Genomic DNA, 20,624 nt, shown 5'->3' on the forward strand with positions numbered 1-20,624 from the left:
CGCCCCCGCCGCCGAGCGCGGCACCACGAGCATCGACCAGACGGAAGGCCCTCGATGAGGCTCGAACTGCGCGGGATCACCAAGCGCTTCGGCTCGTTCGCCGCGAACGAGGACGTGAACCTGACCGTGGAGTCGGGGCGGGTGCACACCCTCCTCGGCGAGAACGGCGCCGGCAAGTCCACCCTGATGAACGTCCTCTTCGGGCTCTACGAGCCCACCGAGGGGGAGATCCTGCTCGACGGCGAGCCCGTCCGGTTCTCCGGCCCCGGCGAGGCCATGCGCGCGGGCATCGGCATGGTGCACCAGCACTTCATGCTCGTGCCCGTCTTCACGGTGGCCGAGAACGTGGCCCTCGGCGACGAGCACACCCGCGCCCTGGGCGTGCTCGACCTCGAGGCCACCCGCCGGCGGATCCGGGAGATCTCCGCGCAGTACGGCTTCGACGTGGACCCGGACGCCGTCGTCGAGGACCTGCCCGTGGGCGTGCAGCAGCGCGTCGAGATCATCAAGGCCCTCGTCCGCGACGCACGCATCCTCATCCTGGACGAGCCGACCGCCGTGCTCACCCCCCAGGAGACCGACGAGCTGCTCGGCATCATCCGCCAGCTGCGCGCGGACGGCACGGCGATCGTGTTCATCTCCCACAAGCTGCGCGAGGTCAAGGCCGTCTCGGACGACATCACCGTGCTGCGCCGCGGCCGCGTGGTCGGCACGGCGGACCCCTCCGCCGAGGCCGCCGAGCTGGCCGCCCTCATGGTGGGCCGGAACGTCGTCCTCGAGCGGCGCAGGACGGCCCCGACCCTGGGGGAGGAGACGTTCCGCGTCGAGGGCCTCTCCGTCGTCTCGCCCACGGGCCAGGTGCTGCTGGACGCCGTGTCCTTCGCCGTCCGCCAGGGCGAGGTCCTCGCCGTGGCCGGTGTGCAGGGCAACGGGCAGACGGAGCTGACCGAGGCGATCATGGGCCTGGTCAAGGCCACCGGCTCCGTCACCCTGGACGGCCGGGAGCTGATCGGCCGGTCCACCCGCCAGATCATCCGCGCCGGCGTCGGCTTCGTGCCCGAGGACCGCTCCACGGACGGGCTCGTCGGCCCGTTCTCCGTGGCGGAGAACATGGTGCTCAACCGGTACGACGTCGCCCCGGCCGGCAACGCCGTGCAGATGCGCCCCGCCGCGGTGCGGGCGCTCGCCGAGCGCCGCGTGGCCGAGTTCGACGTCCGCACCCAGGGCGTGGACCTGCCGGTCTCCTCCCTCTCGGGAGGCAACCAGCAGAAGGTCGTCATGGCCCGCGAACTCGTGGACGGGCTGCGCCTGTTCATCGCCTCGCAGCCCACGCGCGGCGTGGACGTCGGCTCGATCGAGTTCCTGCACGACCGGATCATCGCCGAGCGCGACGCCGGCACCCCCGTGCTGATCGTCTCCACCGAGCTGGACGAGGTCCTCGAGCTGGCGGACCGGATCGCCGTGATGTACCACGGGCGGATCGTCGGCATCGTGCCGGGGGACACCTCGCGCGAGACGCTCGGCCTCATGATGGCCGGCCAGACCCCCGACGACGCGGCCCTCGCCTCCGGCGCAGACGTCGCCGCGGGCACGCCCGGCACCGCCGGTGAGGCGCCCGCCGCCCACCCCACCACGGAAGGAGAGCGCCCGTGAGCACCGCCGCCCCGCAGCGCCCGGCCCCCGCGTCCGACCCCCGCGTCCGGCCCGCCCCCGCCGACTCCGCCCTGCGCCGGATCCTCTCGGGCAACGGCACGGTCACCGTCCTGGCGATCCTGCTGTCCCTGCTGATCTCCGGCCTGCTGATCATCGCCGTGGACGAGGACGTCCGCGATGCCGCCGGCTACTTCTTCGCCCGCCCGGGCGACCTGCTCTCCGCCGCCTGGGCCGCGTTCGCCGGAGCCTTCGCGGCCCTGTTCCGCGGCGCCGTCTTCAACTACCGGGCCTCGGACGCGACGGGCATGCTCTACCCGCTCACCGAGACCCTCACCGTGGCGACCCCGCTGATCATCATCTCGCTGGGCATCGCCATCGCCTTCCGGGCGGGCCTGTTCAACATCGGCGGCCAGGGCCAGTTCATCTTCGGCGCCATGTTCGCCACGTGGTTCGGCGTGCACCTGCATCTGCCGCCCGGCGTGCACCTGCTGCTCGTCGTCGTGATGGGCGTGCTCGGCGGCGTGCTGTGGGGCTCCGTCGTCGGCGTGCTCAAGGCCTGGACGGGCGCGCACGAGGTGATCCTCACGATCATGCTCAACTACGTGGCGGTGAACCTGCTCGCCTACCTGTTGAACACCCCCGTCCTGCGGGCGCCCGGCACCACGAACCCGGTGTCCGCGCCGCTGGACCGCTCCGCCATGTTCCCGCGGCTGCTGGGGACCGACTTCCGGCTGCACTGGGGCTTCTTCGTCGCCCTGCTGGCCGTGCTCTTCACGTGGTGGCTGATGCAGCGCTCCACCCTCGGCTTCCGCCTGCGGGCCGTGGGTGCCAACCCCGACGCCGCCCGCACCGCCGGCATCTCCGTGAAGGGCTCCTACGTGGCCGCCATGGCGATCTCCGGCGGCCTCGCCGGCCTGGCCGGCGCCACCCACGTGGCCGGCACGGAGAGCACGCTGAACACCTCCGTGGCCGGGTCCTTCGGCTTCGACGCGATCACGGTGGCCCTGCTCGGCCGGTCCCACCCGGTGGGCGTGCTGTTCGCGGGCCTGCTCTTCGGCGCCCTGCGCGCCGGCGGCGTGACCATGCAGACCGAGACCGGGGTGCCGGTCGACATCGTCCTCGTGGTGCAGTCCGTGATCGTGCTGCTCATCGCGGCCCCGCCGCTGGTCCGCGCCATCTTCCGACTGCCCGCCCCGGGCGCCGCCCGTGCCCGCCGCGCCGCCGACCCCGTGACCCAGCCCGCCGTGGCCGGCGCCTCGGTGACCGGCGCCGGCGGCCACGCCGCCGCCCCGTCCACGGGCGTCCAGGCGGCCGCGGCCGCCGCCGTCGCGGACCCGCAGGCTCCGACCACTGCACCCACGGACACGGCCCCGACCCACCGCCCGCACGAGCAGAAGGGGGACGCCCGATGAGCGCGACCGCCGCCCGGCCCCACGCCGACGTCGTCCGCCCCGAGTCCGTCGAGCCCGCCCGGGTCGTGGTCCGGCACTGGACCACCCCGATCGCCCTGACGATCCTGACCCTGCTGGCCCTGGCCGTCTTCGCCCTCGGCGCCCCCGAAGCGACGGCGACCTTCCGGCTCTCCAACGCGTCCGACGCCGTCGTGCTCCCGGACCTGACCGCCGAGCCCGTGCTGGGGGGCTGGCTGCTCGTCGGGCTCATGGCGGTGCTGACCGCGGTGGCCTGGCTGGCGACCCTGCGCTCGGGGCGCACCCCCGGCTGGGCCGCGGCCCTGTTCGCCGTCGCGTTCGTGGCCGCGTTCCTCATCTGGGTGATCGGCTCGGCGGACAACACCACCGTGTTCCTCACCGGCCTGATCGCCGGCTCGTTCGCGCTGGCCGTCCCGCTGATCTTCGGCTCGATGGCCGGCATCCTGGCCGAGCGCTCGGGCGTGGTGAACATCGCGATCGAGGGTCAGCTGCTGGCGGGCGCGTTCACGGCCGCCGTCGTCGGCACCGCCACCGGCTCGCCCTGGGCGGGCCTGGCCGCCGCGATCGTGGCCGGCGTCCTCGTGTCCTGGCTGCTCGCCGTGTTCTCGATCAAGTACCTGGTCAACCAGGTGATCGTCGGCGTCGTGCTCAACGTGCTCGTGGCCGGCCTGACGAGCTTCCTGTACTCCACCGTCCTCACCGGCGGGGACACCGAGCTCAACGCGCCGCCGCACTTCCCGAACCTGCGGATCCCGGGCCTGGCGGACATCCCCGTGCTCGGGCCCATCCTGTTCGACCAGACGATCCTGGGCTACGCGATGTACCTGCTCGTGATCGCGCTGTGGTTCGCCCTGTTCCGCACCCGCTGGGGCCTGCGCGTGCGCGCCGTGGGCGAGCATCCCAAGGCCGCGGACACCGTGGGCATCGACGTGAACCGCACGCGGTACGCCGCCGTCCTGCTGGGCGGTGCGGTGGCCGGCATGGGTGGGGCGTTCTTCACGCTCGTCTCCGCGTCGTCCTTCACCAAGGAGATGACGGCGGGCCAGGGCTTCATCGCGCTCGCGGCCGTGATCTTCGGCCGCTGGAACCCGATCGGCGCGTTCTTCGCGGCGCTGCTGTTCGGCTTCGCCACCAACATGCAGTACGTCCTGGCGATCCTCGGCACCCCGGTGCCGAGCCAGTTCATGGCGATGCTCCCGTACCTCGTCACGGTGTTCGCCGTGGCCGGCCTCGTGGGTCGCTCGCGCGGCCCGGCCGCCTCGGGCGTGCCGTACGTGAAGGAGTAGCCGTGGCGGACGGGCAGCACACGACGACGGCGCCGCGCGTGGACTGGGACCGGCTGCGGGCCGCGGCCCTGGCCGCCACGGAGCACGCCTACGTGCCCTACTCGGGGTTCCGGGTGGGCGCCGCCGCGCTCACCGACGACGGCCGCCTCGTCTCGGGCTGCAACATCGAGAACGCGTCCTACGGGCTGACGCTGTGCGCCGAGTGCGCGCTGCTGGCCGACCTGCGCATGGGCGGGGGCGGCCGACTGGCCGCGTTCGTGTGCGTGGACGGCGCGGGCGTGCTCACCATGCCCTGCGGGCGGTGCCGCCAGCTGCTGTACGAGTTCCGCGCCCCCGGGCTCGTGCTGCTCACCCCGACGGGGGAGCGGGGGATCGACGCGGTGCTGCCGGACGCCTTCGGCCCGGCCGACCTGGAGCGGGCGGACCGTCCCTGACCTGCGGCGCGCTCCCGGGCCCGCTCGCTAGAGTCGGAGGCTGACCGTCGCAGCCGTCCTCCGAGGAGAACCCCATGACCGCGCAGCCGCAGGCCGAGCCCTTCGACGCCGTCGAGGTGATCCGCACCAAGCGGGATCGGGGGACGCTGTCCCCCGAGCAGATCGACTGGGTGGTGGACGCGTACACCCGCGGCGTGGTGGCGGACGAGCAGATGTCCGCCCTGGCCATGGCGATCCTGCTCAACGGCATGGACCGCGCCGAGATCGCCCGCTGGACGGACGCGATGATCGCCTCGGGTGAGCGCATGGACTTCGGCGGGCTCACCACCCCGGACGGCCGCCCCCTGGCCACCGCGGACAAGCACTCCACCGGCGGCGTGGGGGACAAGATCACCCTGCCGCTGGCCCCGCTCGTGGCCTCCTTCGGGGTGGCCGTGCCGCAGCTGTCCGGCCGCGGCCTCGGCCACACCGGCGGCACCCTGGACAAGCTCGAGGCGATCCCCGGGTGGCGGGCCGACCTCAGCAACGAGGCGATGCTGCGCCAGCTCTCCGAGGTGGGCGCCGTGATCTGCGCGGCCGGCTCGGGCCTGGCCCCGGCGGACAAGCGCCTGTACGCCCTGCGCGACGTCACCGGCACGGTGGAGGCCATCCCGCTGATCGCCTCCTCGATCATGTCCAAGAAGATCGCCGAGGGCACCGGCGCCCTCGTGCTGGACGTCAAGTGCGGCTCGGGCGCGTTCATGAAGGACGAGGCGTCCGCCCGCGAGCTGGCCCGGACCATGGTGGACCTCGGCCGGGACGCCGGGGTGGACACCTCGGCGCTGCTCACGGACATGTCCGTGCCCCTGGGCCGGACGGCCGGCAACGCCCTCGAGGTCCGCGAGTCGGTGGAGGTGCTCGCCGGCGGCGGCCCGGCCGACGTCGTGGAGCTCACCGTGGCGCTCGCCGCCGCGATGCTCGCCGGCGCCGGGGTCACGGACGTGGACCCGGCCGAGCACCTGGCCAACGGCCGGGCGATGGACGTGTGGAACCGGATGATCGAGGCCCAGGGCGGCGACCCGCGCGCGGCCCTCCCGACGGCGGCCCACACCGAGGACGTCGTCGCGGAGACGGACGGCGTCCTCACCGAGCTGGACGCGATGGCCGTGGGCCTGGCCGCGTGGCGCCTCGGCGCCGGGCGGGAGCGACAGGGCCAGGCCGTCCAGGCCGCGGCCGGCGTCGAGGTGCACGTGCGCCCCGGCGAGCGCGTGGCCCGGGGCCAGAAGGTGCTGACCCTGCACACGGACACGCCGGAGCGCTTCGAGCGGGCGAAGGCCGCGCTCGCCGGCGGCTGGGCGGTCGGCGAGCTCGACGACGACGCCGCCCGGGCCTTGCGCGAGCGCTCCGTGATCCTGGACCGGATCGGCTGACCGGATGCTCGCGTGGCTCGAGGGGGCGATCCTCCACGCCTCCGCGCAGTGGTGGGTTCTGCCGCTGACGCTGCTGCTGTGCCTGCTCGACGGCATCGTGCCGGTCTTCCCGTCGGAGTCGGTGCTGGTGGCCCTCGGCGCGATCGTCCGCGACGGGCATCCGTTCTCCCTGTGGGCGCTGTGGGGGGTCGGCTTCGCGGGCGCGTTCCTGGGGGACGTGGCCGCGTACGCGATCGGCCGTGCCGTGGGCGTGGAGCGGTTCCGGTGGATGCGGCTGCGGCGGGTGCGGGCCACGGTCGAGGTCGCCCGTCACCACCTGCACAGCCACGGCGCGCTGCTGCTGTTCACCGCTCGGTTCATCCCCGGCGGCCGCGTGGCCCTGAACCTCACGGCCGGCGCCACCCGTTATCCTCCGGTGCGGTTCGTGGGGCTGGACCTGCTCTCCACGGCCAGCTGGGCCGCGTACTCGATCATGATCGCGCGCCTGACCGCAGGCTGGCTGGAGAACCCGGTGCTGCAGATCGCCGTCTCCGTGACGGGTGCCGCGCTCGTGGGCCTGCTGCTGGACCGGCTGCTCAAGGCCCTGCTGCGCCGCCGGCTGGGGGCCGGGGTGAAGGGCCTCACCCTGGCCGAGCAGGAGGCCCTGCGCTGAGCGCCCTGCCGTAGAGTGACGCCCGTGACGACGACGCAGCTTCCGGACACCGCATCCCCCTCCCCGCTCGAGGTCGACCTGGCCGTCCTGCCCAAGGTCTCCCTCCACGACCACCTCGACGGCGGCCTGCGCGTGGGCACCGTCCTCGACCTGGCCCGCGAGGCCGGCGTCGACGTCCCCGCGGACACCGTCGAGGGCCTGGCCGAGTGGATCGCCGAGCACGCCAACGGCGAGTCCCTCGAGAAGTACCTGCAGGTCTTCGCCCTGACCACCGCCGTGATGCAGACCCGCGAGCAGCTGCGCCGCGTGGCCCGCGAGTTCGTCGAGGACCTGGTCGCCGACGGCGTCGTCTACGGCGAGATCCGCTGGGCCCCCGAGCAGCACCTGGCCGGCGGGCTGACCCTGGACGAGGCCGTCGAGGCCGTGCAGGCCGGCCTGGACGAGGCGGTCGAGGCCGCCGACGCCGCGGGCCACGTGATCCGCGTGGGCCAGCTGGTCACCGCGATGCGGCACGCCGACCGGGCCCAGGAGATCGCCGAGCTGGCCGTGCGCCACCGCGAGGCCGGCGTCGTGGGCTTCGACATCGCGGGCGCCGAGGCCGGGTTCCCGCCCTCCCGCTTCGCCGACACCTTCACGTGGCTGGCCGCCCACCACCTGCCCGTCACCGTGCACGCGGGCGAGGGCGACGGCCTGGACTCCGTCCGCTCGGCCCTCGTGGACGGCCGCGCCCTGCGTCTGGGCCACGGCGTGCGCCTGGCCGAGGACATCTCGGTGGAGTACGGCGGCGTGGACGAGGACGGCGAGCAGCTGGACGAGCTGACCGGCATCGTGGACCTGGGCGAGACCGCCGCGTGGGTGCGGGACCGGCAGATCGCCCTGGAGGTCTGCCCGTCCTCGAACCTGCAGACCGGCGCGGTGGACGCCGCGGCGGGCATCGCGGGCCATCCCATCGACCTGCTCGTGCAGCTCGGCTTCCGCGTCACCGTGAACACGGACAACCGGCTCGTCTCGGACGTGTCCCTGACCGACGAGCTCTACCTGCTCGCCGAGACCTTCGGCTACTCGCTCTCCGAGCTGCTGGACCTGCAGCTCAACGCCGCCGAGGCCGCCTTCCTGTCCGTGGACGAGCGCGAGGACCTCGCCGAGATCCTCGTGGCCGGCTGGGGCGAGGTCATCTCCGGCGACGCCGTCGGCCCGGTCCTCGAGGAGCTGGACGACGAGGACGAGGACGACTGATCCGCCCGTGAGCGCGAGTGTGGACCGTCTGGTGGCGGTGGTCGAGGCCCTGCGCGACCACTGCCCGTGGACGGCCGCGCTCACCCACGCCGACCTCGCCGAGTACCTCGTGGAGGAGGCGTACGAGGCGGTGGCGGAGATCGAGTCCCGCGACGCCGCCGCATGGGCCGACGTGCCCGCGCGTCGGGCCGACGGCGCGTACCCCGCCCTGGCCGCCGAGCTCGGGGACGTCCTGTTCCAGGTGGTCCTGCACGCCGCCGTCTCCCGGGCGCCGGGCGCCCCGGCGGAGACGGCCGGGTTCCGCCTGGACGACGCCGCCGACGCCCTCACCGCCAAGATGATCCGGCGCAACCCGCTCGTGCTCACCCCCGAGGGCGGCCTGCGCCCGGCCGAGGAGCTCGCCGCCGTCACGCCCGAGGCCGTCGAGCTGGCCTGGGAGCGGGTCAAGGCGCAGGAGCGGGCCGCCGCGGGGCTCTCGTCCGCCGCCCCGGCCCACGGCGACGGCGGCACCGGCCCGGGCCTCGACGTCGGCGACATCCCGGCCCGGCTGCCGGCGCTGGCCGCCGCCGCGAAGGTGGTCGACCGCGCGGCCCGGCAGGAGCCGGACCCGCTCGCGGCGCACGTCCCGGCGCCGGCCGCCGAGGCGGGGGAGCGCCCGGCGGCGGTGTGGCCCGACGAGGCCGCGCTCGGGGCGGAGCTGTTCGCGCTGGTGCGCCGGGCCCGGGCGGCGGGGCTCGACCCCGAACGGGCCCTGCGCACCACGGTGGCGCGGGTGCGTGCGGGGGACTGGTCGGCCCTGCGCCCGTCCGGCTGACGCGGCGCCGCTCCGGCCCGGCCGCAGCCCCGACCGCGCCCCAGCGACATCGCAGCAGGGGGGAACGGCGGTCTTGTCGCCGGCGCGCGGCCGACTGGAACCTGAGGTCCCCGCTAGGCTGAGGCCGTGTCCACGCCGCGGGCACGACTTCCGACTTCGATTGAAGGAGACCCGTCCATGGCCCTGATCGACGCCATCCACGCTCGCGAGATCCTCGACTCGCGCGGCAACCCCACCGTCGAGGTGGAGGTCCTGCTCACCGACGGCTCCCTGGGCCGCGCGGCCGTGCCCTCGGGCGCGTCCACCGGCGAGTTCGAGGCGGTCGAGCGCCGTGACGGGGACAAGAAGCGCTACGGCGGCAAGGGTGTGCTGGACGCCGTCGCCGCCGTCGGGGGCATCGCGGAGGAGCTCGAGGGCGAGTTCGCCGCGGACCAGCGCGCCGTGGACCGCGCGATGCTGGACCTGGACGGCACCCCCAACAAGGGCAAGCTGGGCGCGAACGCGATCCTGGGCGTGTCCATGGCCGTCGCGGCGGCCGCCGCGCAGGCCTCCGACCTCTTGCTCTACAAGTACCTGGGCGGCCCGAACGCCCACGTGCTGCCCGTGCCGATGATGAACATCCTCAACGGCGGCGCCCACGCGGACTCCAACGTGGACATCCAGGAGTTCATGATCGCCCCGATCGGCGCCCCGTCCTTCCGCGAGGCCCTGCGCTGGGGCACCGAGGTCTATCACGCCCTGAAGACCGGGCTGCAGGAGAAGGGCCTGTCCACCGGCCTGGGCGACGAGGGCGGGTTCGCCCCGTCCCTGGAGTCCAACCGCGCCGCCCTGGACCTCATCGCCGAGGCCGTGACGAAGGCCGGCTACCGCCTGGGTGAGGACATCGCGCTGGCGCTGGACGTCGCCTCCTCCGAGTTCTTCGCCAAGGGCTCCTACACCTTCGAGGGCCAGCAGCGCTCCGCCGAGGAGATGGCCGCCTACTACACCGAGCTGGTGGACAACTACCCGATCGTCTCCATCGAGGACCCGCTCGACGAGGACGACTGGGAGGGCTGGCAGCACCTGACGGCGCAGCTGGGCGATCGCGTCCAGCTGGTGGGCGACGACCTGTTCGTCACCAACGTGGAGCGGCTGCAGCGCGGCATCGACGAGAAGGCCGGCAACGCCCTGCTCGTGAAGGTCAACCAGATCGGCTCCCTGACTGAGACCTTCGACGCGATCTCCCTGGCCCAGCGCCACATGTTCCACTGCATGATCTCGCACCGCTCGGGCGAGACCGAGGACACGTTCATCGCGGACCTCGCGGTGGCCACCAACGCCGGCCAGATCAAGACCGGCGCCCCGGCCCGCTCGGACCGCGTGGCCAAGTACAACCAGCTGCTGCGCATCGAGGAGGACCTGGCCGACGCCGCCGTCTACGCGGGCCGCTCCGCCTTCCCGCGCTTCCGCGGTTGACCGTCCCCGACGACGACGCGCGGGCCCGCCCGGATCCCTCCGGGCGGGCCCGCGTCCGTCCCGGGTGTGGCCAGGATCCTGTCAGGGGCGGGCAGTAGGCTGGGAGGGTCCCCGCCACGCGTCCGAAGGAGTCCGCGATGAGTCCGCGCCGCCCCCGCGTGCCCCGTGTCGACCCGACGACGGGCGCCCCGCGCCGGACCGCCGTCGCGGCCCCGGCGGCCCCGACGACGGCCTCCCCGAAGGCGGACGCGCCCACGCCGACCCCCGCGGCCCCTGCGGCCCCCACGCCGGCGCCCGCGGCGACGGACGCCGAGGTCATCGACCTGCAGAGCATCCAGGAGCGCCGCCAGGCCGGTCACCCGGACGTGGACCGGGCCGACACGGCCCCCGCCGAGGACACCGCCGCCCCCGCATCCCCGTCGGCACCCCCGCGCCGCACGGCTCTGGCCCGCCCGGCCGGGCGTCGGCCCCGGCCCGCCCCCCGCGGCGCCGCATCCGCCGCCGCCACGGCCGCCCGCCGTCGGGCCCCGCTGCCGGAGCCGGTGCCGGCCCGGCAGATCACGGGCCGCTCGCTCATCGTCGTCGCCGTGCTGCTGCTGGCCGCCGTCCTGGTGGCCCCCACGCTGCGCGCGTTCCTGAACCAGCAGCTGGAGATCTCGGCCGCGCGCGAGGAGATCGCCACCATGCAGGCCCAGCGCGAGGACTACGAGCGGCGGATCCAGCTGTGGGACGACCCCGCCTACGTGACCCAGCAGGCGCGCGAGCGCCTCGAGCTGGTCATGCCGGGGGAGACCCTGTACTCCGTGACGGGACGACCCTCCGAGACCGAGACCGAGACCGAGACCGAGACCGACACCGAGGCCGAGGACACGCCCGCCGCCGACGCGGACGAGGTCGTCAACACCCGCCTGCCGTGGGCCGAGGGCCTGTGGGACTCGGCCGTCCGCGCCGGGCTCGAGTGAGCCCCGCGCCCCGCCCCCGCCCGCACCACCCCCGCACCCCCGAGGACACCATGACCGTCAGCCCCCGCCCCGCCCAGGACCGCACCGTCACCGAGCAGGACCTGGACACCCTGTCCCGCCAGCTCGGCCGCCCGGTCCGGGACGTCGTGGAGATCGGCGCCCGCTGCGTGTGCGGCAACCCCCTCGTGGCCACCACCGCGCCGCGGCTCTCCAACGGCATCCCGTTCCCCACGACCTTCTACCTGACGCACCCCGTGCTGACGGCGGCGGTCTCGCGCGTGGAGGCGGACGGGGAGATGGCACGCATGAACGACCGCCTCGCCCAGGATCCCGCGCTCGCGGCCGCGCACCGCGCGGCGCACGAGGCCTACATCGCCGAGCGGGACCGGGTCGGGGCCGAGGCCGGCACGGGGCCCGTCCCGGAGATCGCCGGGGTCTCGGCCGGCGGCATGCCCGAGCGCGTGAAGTGCCTGCACGCCCTCGTGGGCCACGCGCTCGCGGCCGGGCCGGGGGTGAACCCGCTCGGTGACGAGGCGATCGCCCTGGTGGCCCCGTGGTGGACGCCCGAGGTCTGCGCGTGCGAGGGCGCGTGGGACGAGGCCGCGGCGGTGCCCACGAAGGACCTGTCCCGGCACGTGAGGCACCTCGAACGCGTCGCCGCGCTCAAGGAGGTCACGGTGGCCGGCGTGGACTGCGGCACGAACTCCATCCGCCTGCTGATCTCCCGGCCGGCCGGGACGGACGAGACCACCGGCGCCGGGGCCGACCCGGCGGCGCCGCTGGCCGACGTCGTGCGCGAGATGCGCGTGGTGCGCCTGGGCGAGGGCGTGGACGCCACCGGCGCGTTCTCCGACGCCGCGCTGGAGCGCACCTTCGCGGCGGTCGACGAGTACGCCCGCCTGGTCCAGCGCCACCACGCCGGCCGGGTCCGGTTCGTGGCCACCTCCGCCAGCCGGGACGTCTCCAACCGGGCCGCGTTCGTCGACGGCGTCCGGGAGCGGCTCGGCGTCGAGCCGGAGGTCGTCTCGGGCGCCGAGGAGGCCGGCCTGTCCTTCGCGGGCGCCGTCTCCGCCGTCGAGACCGCGGACCTGGGCCCGGAGGACCTCGTGCTCGTCGTGGACCTCGGCGGCGGCTCCACCGAGCTGGTCGTCGGCACGCCCGCGGGCGAGGTCGTGGGCGCGGTCAGCCTGGACATGGGCTGCGTGCGGTTCACCGAGCGTCATCTGCGCTCCGACCCCCCGACGTCGGATGAGGTCACCGCGGCCCGCGCAGACGCGCTCCGTCTCCTCGACGACGCCGCTGCCCGCCTGCCGCTGGAACGCGTGGCGCGCGTGGTCGGCGTGGCCGGCTCGGTGACCACCGTGACCGCCGAGGCCCTCGGGCTCAGCACGTACGAGCCCGAGGCCATCCACGGTGCGCGCCTGCCGATCGCCGAGTTCCGCGCGGCGGCGGAGGGCCTCGTGGCGGCGACCCGGGCCGAACGCGCCGAGCGGGGGTTCATGCACCCGGGACGGGTGGACGTGATCGGCGCGGGCGCGCTGCTGTGGAGCACCGTCCTGGAGCGGGTGGCCGAGGTCGCGGGCGTCACCGAGGCCTGGGCGAGCGAGCACGACATCCTGGACGGGATCGTGCTCTCGCTGCGGTCCTGACCACGACGGCGGAGAGTGGAGGGGCCGGGCCCGTGCGTGCGTAGACTGGCGGTATGTCTCTCACCCCTGAACTGTCTCCCAAGCCGCGCCTGCTGATCGTCGGCGGCGGCTACGCCGGGTTCCATGTCGCCCGCGAGCTGCAGAAGAAGGTCGCCGAGCGCGGCGGCGTCGTGACCGTCGTCGACCCCCGCCCGTACATGACGTACTACCCGTTCCTGCCCGAGGTCGTGGGCGGCCACATCGAGGGCCGCCACGTGAACGTGGACCTGCAGACGCACCTCAAGGACGCCGAGGTCGTCCGCGGCGCCGTCGTGTCCGTGGACCACGCCGGCCGCACCGCCGTGGTGCGCGGCGAGGGCGGCGACGAGTTCGAGATCCCGTACCAGGACATCGTGATGACCGCGGGCGCCGTGACCCGCGTGTTCCCGATCCCGGGTCTGGGCGAGCAGGGCATCGGTCTGCGCTCGGTCGAGGAGGCCGTCCAGCTGCGCAACCAGATCCTGGAGCGCCTGGACGCCGGTTCCCTGATGACGGACGCCGAGGAGCGCAAGCGTGCCCTGACCTTCGTGGTGGTGGGCGGCGGCTTCGCCGGGATCGAGGCCATCGCGGAGATGGAGAACCTCATCCGCAACGCCGTGGAGCGCAACGAGCGCCTCTCCCAGTCGGAGATCCGGATCGTCCTCGTCGAGGCCATGGGCCGCATCATGCCCGAGGTCTCCGAGGAGCAGGCCCAGGGCGTGGTGGAGCACCTGAAGGACCGCGGCATCGAGGTCCTGCTCAACACCTCGCTGGGCGACGCCACGGACGGCGTCATGAAGCTCGTGGCCATGCCCTCCAAGGAGGAGGCGGAGACCTTCGCGGCGGACACCCTCGTGTGGTGCGCCGGCGTGGTGGCCAACTCCGTGGTCAAGAGCACCGACTTCCCGGTGGACGACCGCGGCCGCGTGGAGGCCACCCCCACCCTGCAGATCAAGGACGGCGAGGCCGGCGCGCTCGAGGGTGCGTGGGCCTGCGGCGACGTCTCCGCCGTGCCGGACCTGACCGGGGCCGGCCCGGGCGGCTTCTGCGTCCCGAACGCCCAGCACGCCATCCGTCAGGCCAAGCGTCTGGCCGCCAACTACATGGCCGTGCGCCACGGCGAGGGCGAGGTGCAGGAGTACGTGCACAAGTCCCTGGGCACCGTGGCGGGGCTGGGCTTCGGCCGCGGCGTGGGCAACCCGCTGGGCACCAAGATCGCCGGCATCCCGGCGTTCCTGGCCCACCGCGGCTACCACGGCTACGCGATGCCCACCCTGGAGCGGAAGTTCCGCATCCTGTCCGGCTGGGTCGCCGAGACCCTGTTCGGCCGTGACTCCACCTCGGTGGCGGGCCTGGACACCCCGTTCAACCCGTTCCGCCGCGCCGCCGGCGTCGAGCTCGAGCCCGGCCGCTTCGAGCGGCAGCGGGCCCTCGAGTCCTCGAAGGGCTGATCCTGCAGCCAGCGGGCCGCCGGCCCCGTCCGAGCGCATCGGACGGGGCCGGCGTCGTCCGCACCCGGGCCCGCGTCCACGGGCCCGCCACGCCCCCGTGGCCCAACTGGCAGAGGCGGCCGACTTAAAATCGGCGTGTTGCGGGTTCGAGTCCCGCCGGGGGCACCACGCGTCTCCCCGCGCGCCTCGCTTCTGCGCCCACCGTGAACAGCCGGTGAACCGGCGCGGATCCACGCTCCGGCCCCGCGCGCGGACGCAGACATCCCGATAGGATCGTGCTGAACCCCGGGGCACGAGCGCTGCTCACTGCGGCGGCGTGCGACCGGGCCGACTCGACCCGAAGGAGCGAGCCGTGGCGAATCCGGTCATGAACTCTCAGAACTTCCAGCAGCAGATGCAGGGCGGCGGACAGGCGCAGCCCGGTTGGTACCAGGGCGGGCAGCAGTCCGCGCAGTCCCCGTACGGCCAGCAGCAGAGCCCGTACGGCCAGGCCCAGGCGTTCGGCGCCGGCCAGGCGGCCCAGCAGTACGCGCACCAGCAGTCCATGGAGGACGCCTTCCGCGCGCCCTCCGCCGGCCCGGAGCAGACCGGCCGGATGACCTTCAACGACGTCGTCGGCAAGACCGGCCTGATGCTCGTGCTCGTCGTGGTGGCGGGCGCCGTGGGCTGGTTCTCGCCGGGCCTGATGATCATCGGCGCGATCGCCGGCCTCGTGCTGGGCCTGGTCAACGCGTTCAAGCGCGAGCCCTCGCCCGTGCTGATCATGGCCTACGCCGTGGCGCAGGGCCTGTTCCTGGGCGGCATCTCGGCGTTCTTCGAGGGCGCCTACCCGGGCATCGTGGTGCAGGCCGTGCTCGGCACCTTCTCCGTGTTCGCGGTGATGCTGGCGCTCTACACCTCGGGCAAGTTCCGCCCGACCCCGCGCATGACGAAGATCGTCATGGGCGCCATGATCGGCTACCTCGTCTTCATGCTCGTCAACCTGGTCCTCACCTGGACCGGCATCGGCAACATGCGTGAGGGCGGCCTGGGCCTGATCATCGGCGCGATCGCCGTGCTGCTCGCCGCGTACTCGCTGACGATGGACTTCGAGATGGCCGCCGTGGGCGTGAAGAACGGCGCCCCGCAGAAGTACTCCTGGTCCGTGGCCTTCGGCCTGACCGTGACCCTGATCTGGCTGTACATCGAGATCCTGCGCATCGTCGCCATCCTGCGCGGCAACGACTGACCGGCGCCCCGTCCCCGCACGGAGACCCGCACCGCCGCCCCGGTCCTGCACAGGGCCGGGGCGGTCTGCGTCCGCGAGGGCGTAGATTGAGGGGGTCCCTCGCCGTCACCCAGGAGGTCCCGTGACCGAGACCAGCGACCTGCCCGCCTTCGGGGCTCCGGACGCCACCGGCACCCAGCACCGCCTGCACCGCGGGTCCGCGGAGGCCGTCGTCGTCGGCCTGGCCGGTGCCCTGCGCAGGTACCGCGTGGGCGGCGTGGACCTGACCGAGCCGTACGGCCAGGACGTGGTCCCGCCCGCCGCCAACGGCATCCAGATGAGCCCGTGGCCGAACCGCGTCGCCGGCGCCCGCTGGATCCTGGACGGCGTCGAGCAGCGCCTGGACGTCACCGAACCCGCGCGCGGCCACGCCAGCCACGGCCTGCTGCGCAACACCCACTTCGTCACCGAGACGTTTTCCGCCCAAGCGGTGACCCTGCGCGGTGAGATCCACCCCCAGCACGGCTGGCCGTTCCGGCTCACCCACCGCGTCACGTACGAGCTCGAGGCGGACGGCGGCCTCACCGTCACCGCCGAGGTGCAGAACCACACGGACGCCACCGTGCCCGTGGCGGTCGGCTCCCACCCGTTCCTGCGCATCGGGGACGTCCCGACGGCGGAGCTGAGCCTGCGCGTGCCCGCGGACGCCTGGATCCGCACGGGGGAGGACCTCATCCCCGTGGAGACCCTGCCGGTGGACGGCACCGACCTGGACTTCCGCCGCGGCCGGGCCGTGGGCGAGGCCGCCCTGGACGTGTGCCTCACCGGCCTGACGCCGGACGCCGACGGCCGGCACCGCCAGACTCTGCTCGCCGGGGACGGCCGGGCCGTGACCCTGTGGTCCGACCACGCGTTCGCCTACACCCACGTCTTCGTCACGGACCGGCTGCCCGGCCGTGACACGGCGCTCGCGGTGGAGCCGCTCACCGCTCCCGCGGACGCCCTGAACTCGGGGGAGGGCCTGCACCGGCTCGCCCCGCACGCCCGCTGGAGCGTCCAGTGGGGTCTGACCCCCCATGTCCCCGACCACCCACACGAGGAGGATCGCGCGTGAGCTCGACCCTGGCGGCCCAGACCAAGATCAACAAGGACGTGCCCTATGGGCTGACGGTGGCCGCAGCCTGGTCCTGGCGGCTGGTGGCCGTCGTCATCGGCCTCGGCGTCGTGGTGTACCTGCTCAGCTTCGTGAGCCTCGTGCTGATCCCCATCCTGGTGGCCGCGCTGCTGGCCACCCTGCTGGCCCCGGTGTACCAGGCGATGCGGCGCATCCGGGTGCCGGGCGTCGCGGCCGCCCTGCTGTGCGTGCTGCTGCTGATCGTCGTCGTGGTGGGCCTCATGGGGCTCGCCGGTCAGCAGATCGTGCAGGGCTTCGCCGAACTGGGCGACCAGCTGGGCCAGGCCGTCGACGGCGCGATCGCCTGGCTGGCCGGCGTGGGCGTGGAGATCCCCCGTTCCGGTGCCGGGCTGGAGGGCCTGTGGCAGACGCTGCGGGACAACTCCGCCACGGTCATGAACAGCGCCGTCACGTTCGGCTCCACGGCCGTCAACATCGGTGCGGGCCTGTTCATCGCCCTGTTCTCCCTGATCTTCTTCCTCTACGACGGCGACCGCATCTGGCGCTTCCTCCTGATCTTCGTGCCGAAGGCGCACCGTGCCACCGTGGGCCGCGCGGGCCGCTCGGGCTGGCAGTCGCTCGGCTCCTACGTGCGGGTCCAGATCTTCGTGGCGTTCATCGACGCCGTCGGCATCGGCATCGGTGCCCTGATCCTGGGCGTGCCGCTGGCCATCCCGCTGGCCGTGCTCGTCTTCCTGGCCTCGTTCATCCCGATGATCGGCGCCACCCTGACCGGCGCGATGGCGGTGCTCCTGGCGTTGATGTCCAACGGCCTGGTCAATGCGCTGCTCATGCTGGGCGTGGTGCTGCTCGTGCAGCAGATCGAGTCGAACGTCCTGCAGCCGCTCGTGATGGGCAAGGCCGTCGCGCTGCACCCGCTGGCCGTGTTCCTGGCCGTCGCCGCCGGGTCCACCGTCTTCGGGCTGGCGGGCGCCGTGTTCGCCGTGCCGGTGCTGGCCTTCGTGAACAGCTTCGTCCGCGCCCTCACCGCGGACGTGCCGGAGGAGCTCACGGAGCGGACGGACCACGCCCTCGAACCGGGCGGCGCGGAGGACGAGGCGGCCGGCTCCCACCGGTACCGCCCCTCGACGCACGAGGACGCCGCCCTCGCCTCCGAGGCCGACGCGGGCACCCGGCACGGGGACGACGCCTGATGGGCGCGGCGCAGGCCACGAACACCCCGGACCGGACCGGACCGACGCCGTCGCCCCGGTGGGTGCGGCCCGCCGACGGTCCGCCGGCCCCGGCAGAGCTGCCCGTCACCCTCGAGGAGATCGAGCGGGCGCGCGAGACGCTGCGCGGGATCGCCGAGCGCTCCCCGCTGCAGCACTCCCGGGCGCTCTCACGGGCCGTGGGCACGGACGTGCACCTGAAGTGCGAGAACCTGCAGCGGGCCGGCTCGTTCAAGGTCCGCGGCGCCTACGTGCGGATGGCGCAGCTGAGCGAGGAGGAGCGCGGCCGCGGCGTCGTGGCCGCATCGGCCGGCAACCACGCCCAGGGCGTCGCCCTCGCGGCCGCCAAGCTCGGCATCCGCGCCCGCATCTTCATGCCGCACGGCGTGGCCCTGCCCAAGCTGCAGGCCACCCGGGACCACGGTGCCGAGGTCGTCCTGCACGGCTCCACCGTGGATGAGTCCCTCGCCGAGGCGCAGCGGTGGGCCACGGAGACCGGTGCCGTGTTCATCCCGCCGTTCGACGACCCGGCCGTCATCGCGGGCCAGGGCACCGTCGGCCTCGAGATCCTCGACGTGCTGCCGGACGTGGACACCGTGATCATGGGCATCGGCGGCGGGGGGCTCATCGCCGGCACGGCCGTGGCCCTCAAGGAGGCCGCCCGGCGTCGTGGGCGCACGGTGCGCGTCATCGGCGTGCAGGCGGCCACCGCCGCCGCGTTCCCCGGCTCCCTCGAGGAGGGCCGCGTCCAGGTGCTGGAGAGCGTGTCCACCATCGCGGACGGCATCGCCGTCGGCAGGCCCGGGGCCCTGCCGCTGCGGATCGCCGCCGAGCTGGTGGACGCCGTCGTGACCGTCACGGACGACGAGATCGCCGCGGCCCTCGTCCACCTCCTCGAGCGCTCCAAGCTCGTGGTGGAGCCGGCGGGCGCCGTCGGGGTGGCCGCCCTGCTGGCGGGCCGCACGGCGGACCTGGGCTTCGAGCTCGGCACCACCGCCGTGATCCTCTCCGGCGGGAACATCGATCCGATGCTCATGCTGAAGTCCATCCAGGCCGGACTGTCGGCCGCGGGGCGCTATATGACCGTGCGCATCCCGCTGCGGGACCGCCCGGGCGAGCTGGCCACGATCTCACGGATCATCGCGGACACGGACGCCAACGTGGTGCGCGTGGACCACACCCGCGTCGGCCCGGAGCTGTCCATGGGCGGCGTGCACATCACGATCGACATGGAGACCCGCGGCGCCGAGCACTCCGCCCAGGTCCTGGAGGCGCTGCGCGCGGCCGGCTACAGCCCGGCCCCGCTGCCCTGACCGGGCCGGCTCAGGCCACGGAGCCGGCGGCGGCCGCGGTGATGGTGCCGCAGGTCCCGCCCACCGCGCGGCGCACGGCCTGGACCAGGAGGTCCTCGCGCGTCAGCGTCTCGATGCGACGGACCATCTCGCGGCGGTCGTAGCGCTCGTGGGCGCCCGGCAGCAGGCGTCGGGCGAGGTTGAGGTGCTGCAGCACGCCGAGCAGGAGCACGTCCTCGTCGGAGGGCTCGGCCTCGTCGAGGACCACGGCGGTCAGGTGCGCCAGCAGCTCGGTGCGCTCGGTGCCCCGGGGGACGTGCCGGGTGGCCAGGAAGGCCTTGCGCTCGGTGAGGCGACCGGTCTCGGTCAGATGGGCGACGACGGCCTTGCGCAGATCCGGCTTGCCGGCCGCCACGGTGGACACGAGCGGTCGGCCGGCCAGGGCGTCGACCTGTGCGAGGGAGGAGTCCAGGACGGGGTCGCCGGTGGTGCCGGCCGCGGTCACGAGCACGCGGGCCCGGTCCACGGGGACGTCCTCGAGGGTCACGATCCCGGCGGAGCGGTGGTCGGCCAGCGCGGCGGCCGCAAGGGCCACGCGGTGGTGGGAGGGGCTCTCGGAGAGCCCGTCCTCGCGGGTGAGCAGCAGGTGCGCCTTCTCGACGGTCAGCATGGGGCCAGAGTAGCAACGGGGGCGCGGTGGGACCCGGGACGGACGACGGCCGCGGCCCCTGGAGGGGACCGCGGCCGTCGTCGGAGCCGGGGTCGGTCAGCCGGAGTAGGGCTGGACGTCCTTGATCTCGACCTTGATGTCCTTGCCGTTCGGGGCGGTGTAGGAGACCTTGTCGCCCTTCTTGGCACCGTTGATGGCCTCGCCGAGCGGGGAGCGCTCGGAGTAGACCTCGAGCGACTCGTCGTCCGCGGCGATCTCGCGGTTGCCGAAGAGGAACGTCATCTCGTCGCCGGCGACGACGGCGGTCACCACGGTGCCCGGGTGCACGGCGCCGTCGTTCTCGGCGGCCTCGCCGACGCGGGCGGTCTCGAGCAGGTGCTTCAGCTCGGCGATGCGGCCCTCGTTCTTGGACTGCTCCTCGCGGGCGGCGTGGTAGCCGCCGTTCTCCTTGAGGTCGCCCTCATCGCGCGCGGCCTCGATGCGCTCGATGATCTCCTGGCGGCCGGGGCCGGAGATGTACTCGAGCTCCTTGGAGAGGCGGTCGTACGCCTCCTGGGTCAGCCACGGGGCGTCGGACTGGCTGGTGGTCATGCTCTGTTCCGCCTTTCTGTCTCGGGTGATGCGGAGTCCGGGGCGCGGCGCACCGTATCCGGTGCGCGA

General features: G+C 74.0%; 18 protein-coding genes and 1 tRNA gene. 17 read left to right on the plus strand and 2 right to left on the minus strand.

Going from position 1 to position 20,624, the window contains the following annotated elements:
• The first annotated feature begins 54 nt into the window (after window positions 1-54).
• From DE149_RS03945 to ilvA, 17 genes are all read left to right on the plus strand, one after another.
• Window positions 55-1,653, plus strand: a complete 1,599-nt coding sequence (locus DE149_RS03945; RefSeq protein ID WP_113913980.1) for an ABC transporter ATP-binding protein — start codon at window positions 55-57, stop codon at window positions 1,651-1,653.
• A complete protein-coding gene (locus DE149_RS03950) occupies window positions 1,650-3,065 on the plus strand; it encodes an ABC transporter permease (protein ID WP_113913981.1) in 1,416 nt (471 codons plus the stop codon). Before DE149_RS03945 ends, DE149_RS03950 begins: the two co-directional genes overlap by 4 nt.
• Window positions 3,062-4,369: an ABC transporter permease gene (locus tag DE149_RS03955; RefSeq protein ID WP_113913982.1), complete on the plus strand. Its 1,308-nt coding sequence runs from the start codon at window positions 3,062-3,064 to the stop codon at window positions 4,367-4,369. The genes DE149_RS03950 and DE149_RS03955 overlap by 4 nt, the downstream gene beginning before the upstream one ends.
• Window positions 4,370-4,371: 2 nt before the next feature.
• Window positions 4,372-4,803, plus strand: a complete 432-nt coding sequence (locus DE149_RS03960) for a cytidine deaminase (protein WP_070709657.1) — start codon at window positions 4,372-4,374, stop codon at window positions 4,801-4,803.
• A 74-nt stretch (window positions 4,804-4,877) separates the two neighbouring features.
• On the plus strand, window positions 4,878-6,212 hold the full coding sequence (locus tag DE149_RS03965) for a thymidine phosphorylase (protein WP_101965732.1): 1,335 nt from the start codon (window positions 4,878-4,880) through the stop codon (window positions 6,210-6,212).
• Window positions 6,213-6,216: 4 nt separating this feature from the next.
• Window positions 6,217-6,864, plus strand: coding sequence for a DedA family protein (locus tag DE149_RS03970; protein WP_113913983.1), 648 nt, complete (start codon window positions 6,217-6,219; stop codon window positions 6,862-6,864).
• A gap of 24 nt (window positions 6,865-6,888) precedes the next feature.
• Window positions 6,889-8,100: an adenosine deaminase gene (locus DE149_RS03975; RefSeq protein WP_113913984.1), complete on the plus strand. Its 1,212-nt coding sequence runs from the start codon at window positions 6,889-6,891 to the stop codon at window positions 8,098-8,100.
• 7 nt (window positions 8,101-8,107) lie between these two features.
• Window positions 8,108-8,914, plus strand: a complete 807-nt coding sequence (locus tag DE149_RS03980) for a MazG nucleotide pyrophosphohydrolase domain-containing protein (protein WP_113913985.1) — start codon at window positions 8,108-8,110, stop codon at window positions 8,912-8,914.
• Window positions 8,915-9,091: 177 nt separating this feature from the next.
• Window positions 9,092-10,369 (plus strand): phosphopyruvate hydratase, encoded by a 1,278-nt coding sequence (gene eno / locus DE149_RS03985; protein ID WP_113913986.1) that lies wholly within the window; start codon window positions 9,092-9,094, stop codon window positions 10,367-10,369.
• A gap of 137 nt (window positions 10,370-10,506) precedes the next feature.
• Entirely contained in the window at window positions 10,507-11,331 is an 825-nt protein-coding gene (locus DE149_RS11895; protein WP_113913987.1) for a septum formation initiator family protein, read from the plus strand.
• A 50-nt stretch (window positions 11,332-11,381) separates the two neighbouring features.
• Complete coding sequence (locus tag DE149_RS11940) at window positions 11,382-12,980, plus strand: DUF501 domain-containing protein (protein ID WP_113913988.1); 1,599 nt, start codon at window positions 11,382-11,384, stop codon at window positions 12,978-12,980.
• Window positions 12,981-13,033: 53 nt separating this feature from the next.
• On the plus strand, window positions 13,034-14,449 hold the full coding sequence (locus DE149_RS04000; RefSeq protein WP_036316342.1) for an NAD(P)/FAD-dependent oxidoreductase: 1,416 nt from the start codon (window positions 13,034-13,036) through the stop codon (window positions 14,447-14,449).
• A gap of 91 nt (window positions 14,450-14,540) precedes the next feature.
• A tRNA-Leu gene (locus tag DE149_RS04005) sits at window positions 14,541-14,617 on the plus strand.
• Window positions 14,618-14,801: 184 nt separating this feature from the next.
• Window positions 14,802-15,677, plus strand: coding sequence for a Bax inhibitor-1/YccA family protein (locus DE149_RS04010; RefSeq protein WP_036384970.1), 876 nt, complete (start codon window positions 14,802-14,804; stop codon window positions 15,675-15,677).
• A 121-nt stretch (window positions 15,678-15,798) separates the two neighbouring features.
• Window positions 15,799-16,770, plus strand: a complete 972-nt coding sequence (locus DE149_RS04015) for an aldose 1-epimerase family protein (RefSeq protein ID WP_113913989.1) — start codon at window positions 15,799-15,801, stop codon at window positions 16,768-16,770.
• Window positions 16,767-17,984, plus strand: coding sequence for an AI-2E family transporter (locus DE149_RS04020; protein ID WP_113913990.1), 1,218 nt, complete (start codon window positions 16,767-16,769; stop codon window positions 17,982-17,984). The genes DE149_RS04015 and DE149_RS04020 overlap by 4 nt, the downstream gene beginning before the upstream one ends.
• On the plus strand, window positions 17,984-19,315 hold the full coding sequence (gene ilvA / locus DE149_RS04025) for a threonine ammonia-lyase (RefSeq protein ID WP_113913991.1): 1,332 nt from the start codon (window positions 17,984-17,986) through the stop codon (window positions 19,313-19,315). The genes DE149_RS04020 and ilvA overlap by 1 nt, the downstream gene beginning before the upstream one ends.
• A gap of 10 nt (window positions 19,316-19,325) precedes the next feature.
• Here ilvA and DE149_RS04030 read toward each other — a convergent pair whose 3' ends face one another.
• Both DE149_RS04030 and greA read right to left on the minus strand, forming a co-directional pair.
• Window positions 19,326-19,964 (minus strand): GPP34 family phosphoprotein, encoded by a 639-nt coding sequence (locus DE149_RS04030; RefSeq protein WP_113913992.1) that lies wholly within the window; start codon window positions 19,962-19,964, stop codon window positions 19,326-19,328.
• A gap of 96 nt (window positions 19,965-20,060) precedes the next feature.
• Window positions 20,061-20,555 carry a transcription elongation factor GreA gene (gene greA, locus DE149_RS04035; RefSeq protein WP_073115954.1) on the minus strand — a complete coding sequence of 165 codons (495 nt, stop codon included), beginning with the start codon at window positions 20,553-20,555 and terminating at the stop codon, window positions 20,061-20,063.
• Window positions 20,556-20,624: the final 69 nt, after the last annotated feature.

Origin of the sequence: Micrococcus sp. KT16 (genome assembly GCF_003315015.1) — a bacterium.
In the GTDB taxonomy this organism is placed as follows: Bacteria; Actinomycetota; Actinomycetes; order Actinomycetales; family Micrococcaceae; genus Micrococcus; species Micrococcus luteus.

What these genes read in the sequence shown, in the direction of transcription:
- DE149_RS03965 (WP_101965732.1), top strand. Translation starts at nt 4,878, where the DNA reads ATGACCGCGCAGCCGCAGGCCGAGCCCTTCGACGCCGTCGAGGTGATC.
- eno (WP_113913986.1), top strand. Translation starts at nt 9,092, where the DNA reads ATGGCCCTGATCGACGCCATCCACGCTCGCGAGATCCTCGACTCGCGC.
- DE149_RS04030 (WP_113913992.1), bottom strand. Translation starts at nt 19,964, where the DNA reads ATGCTGACCGTCGAGAAGGCGCACCTGCTGCTCACCCGCGAGGACGGG.
- DE149_RS03955 (WP_113913982.1), top strand. Translation starts at nt 3,062, where the DNA reads ATGAGCGCGACCGCCGCCCGGCCCCACGCCGACGTCGTCCGCCCCGAG.
- DE149_RS04000 (WP_036316342.1), top strand. Translation starts at nt 13,034, where the DNA reads ATGTCTCTCACCCCTGAACTGTCTCCCAAGCCGCGCCTGCTGATCGTC.
- DE149_RS11895 (WP_113913987.1), top strand. Translation starts at nt 10,507, where the DNA reads ATGAGTCCGCGCCGCCCCCGCGTGCCCCGTGTCGACCCGACGACGGGC.
- DE149_RS03970 (WP_113913983.1), top strand. Translation starts at nt 6,217, where the DNA reads ATGCTCGCGTGGCTCGAGGGGGCGATCCTCCACGCCTCCGCGCAGTGG.
- DE149_RS11940 (WP_113913988.1), top strand. Translation starts at nt 11,382, where the DNA reads ATGACCGTCAGCCCCCGCCCCGCCCAGGACCGCACCGTCACCGAGCAG.
- greA (WP_073115954.1), bottom strand. Translation starts at nt 20,555, where the DNA reads ATGACCACCAGCCAGTCCGACGCCCCGTGGCTGACCCAGGAGGCGTAC.
- DE149_RS03945 (WP_113913980.1), top strand. Translation starts at nt 55, where the DNA reads ATGAGGCTCGAACTGCGCGGGATCACCAAGCGCTTCGGCTCGTTCGCC.
- ilvA (WP_113913991.1), top strand. Translation starts at nt 17,984, where the DNA reads ATGGGCGCGGCGCAGGCCACGAACACCCCGGACCGGACCGGACCGACG.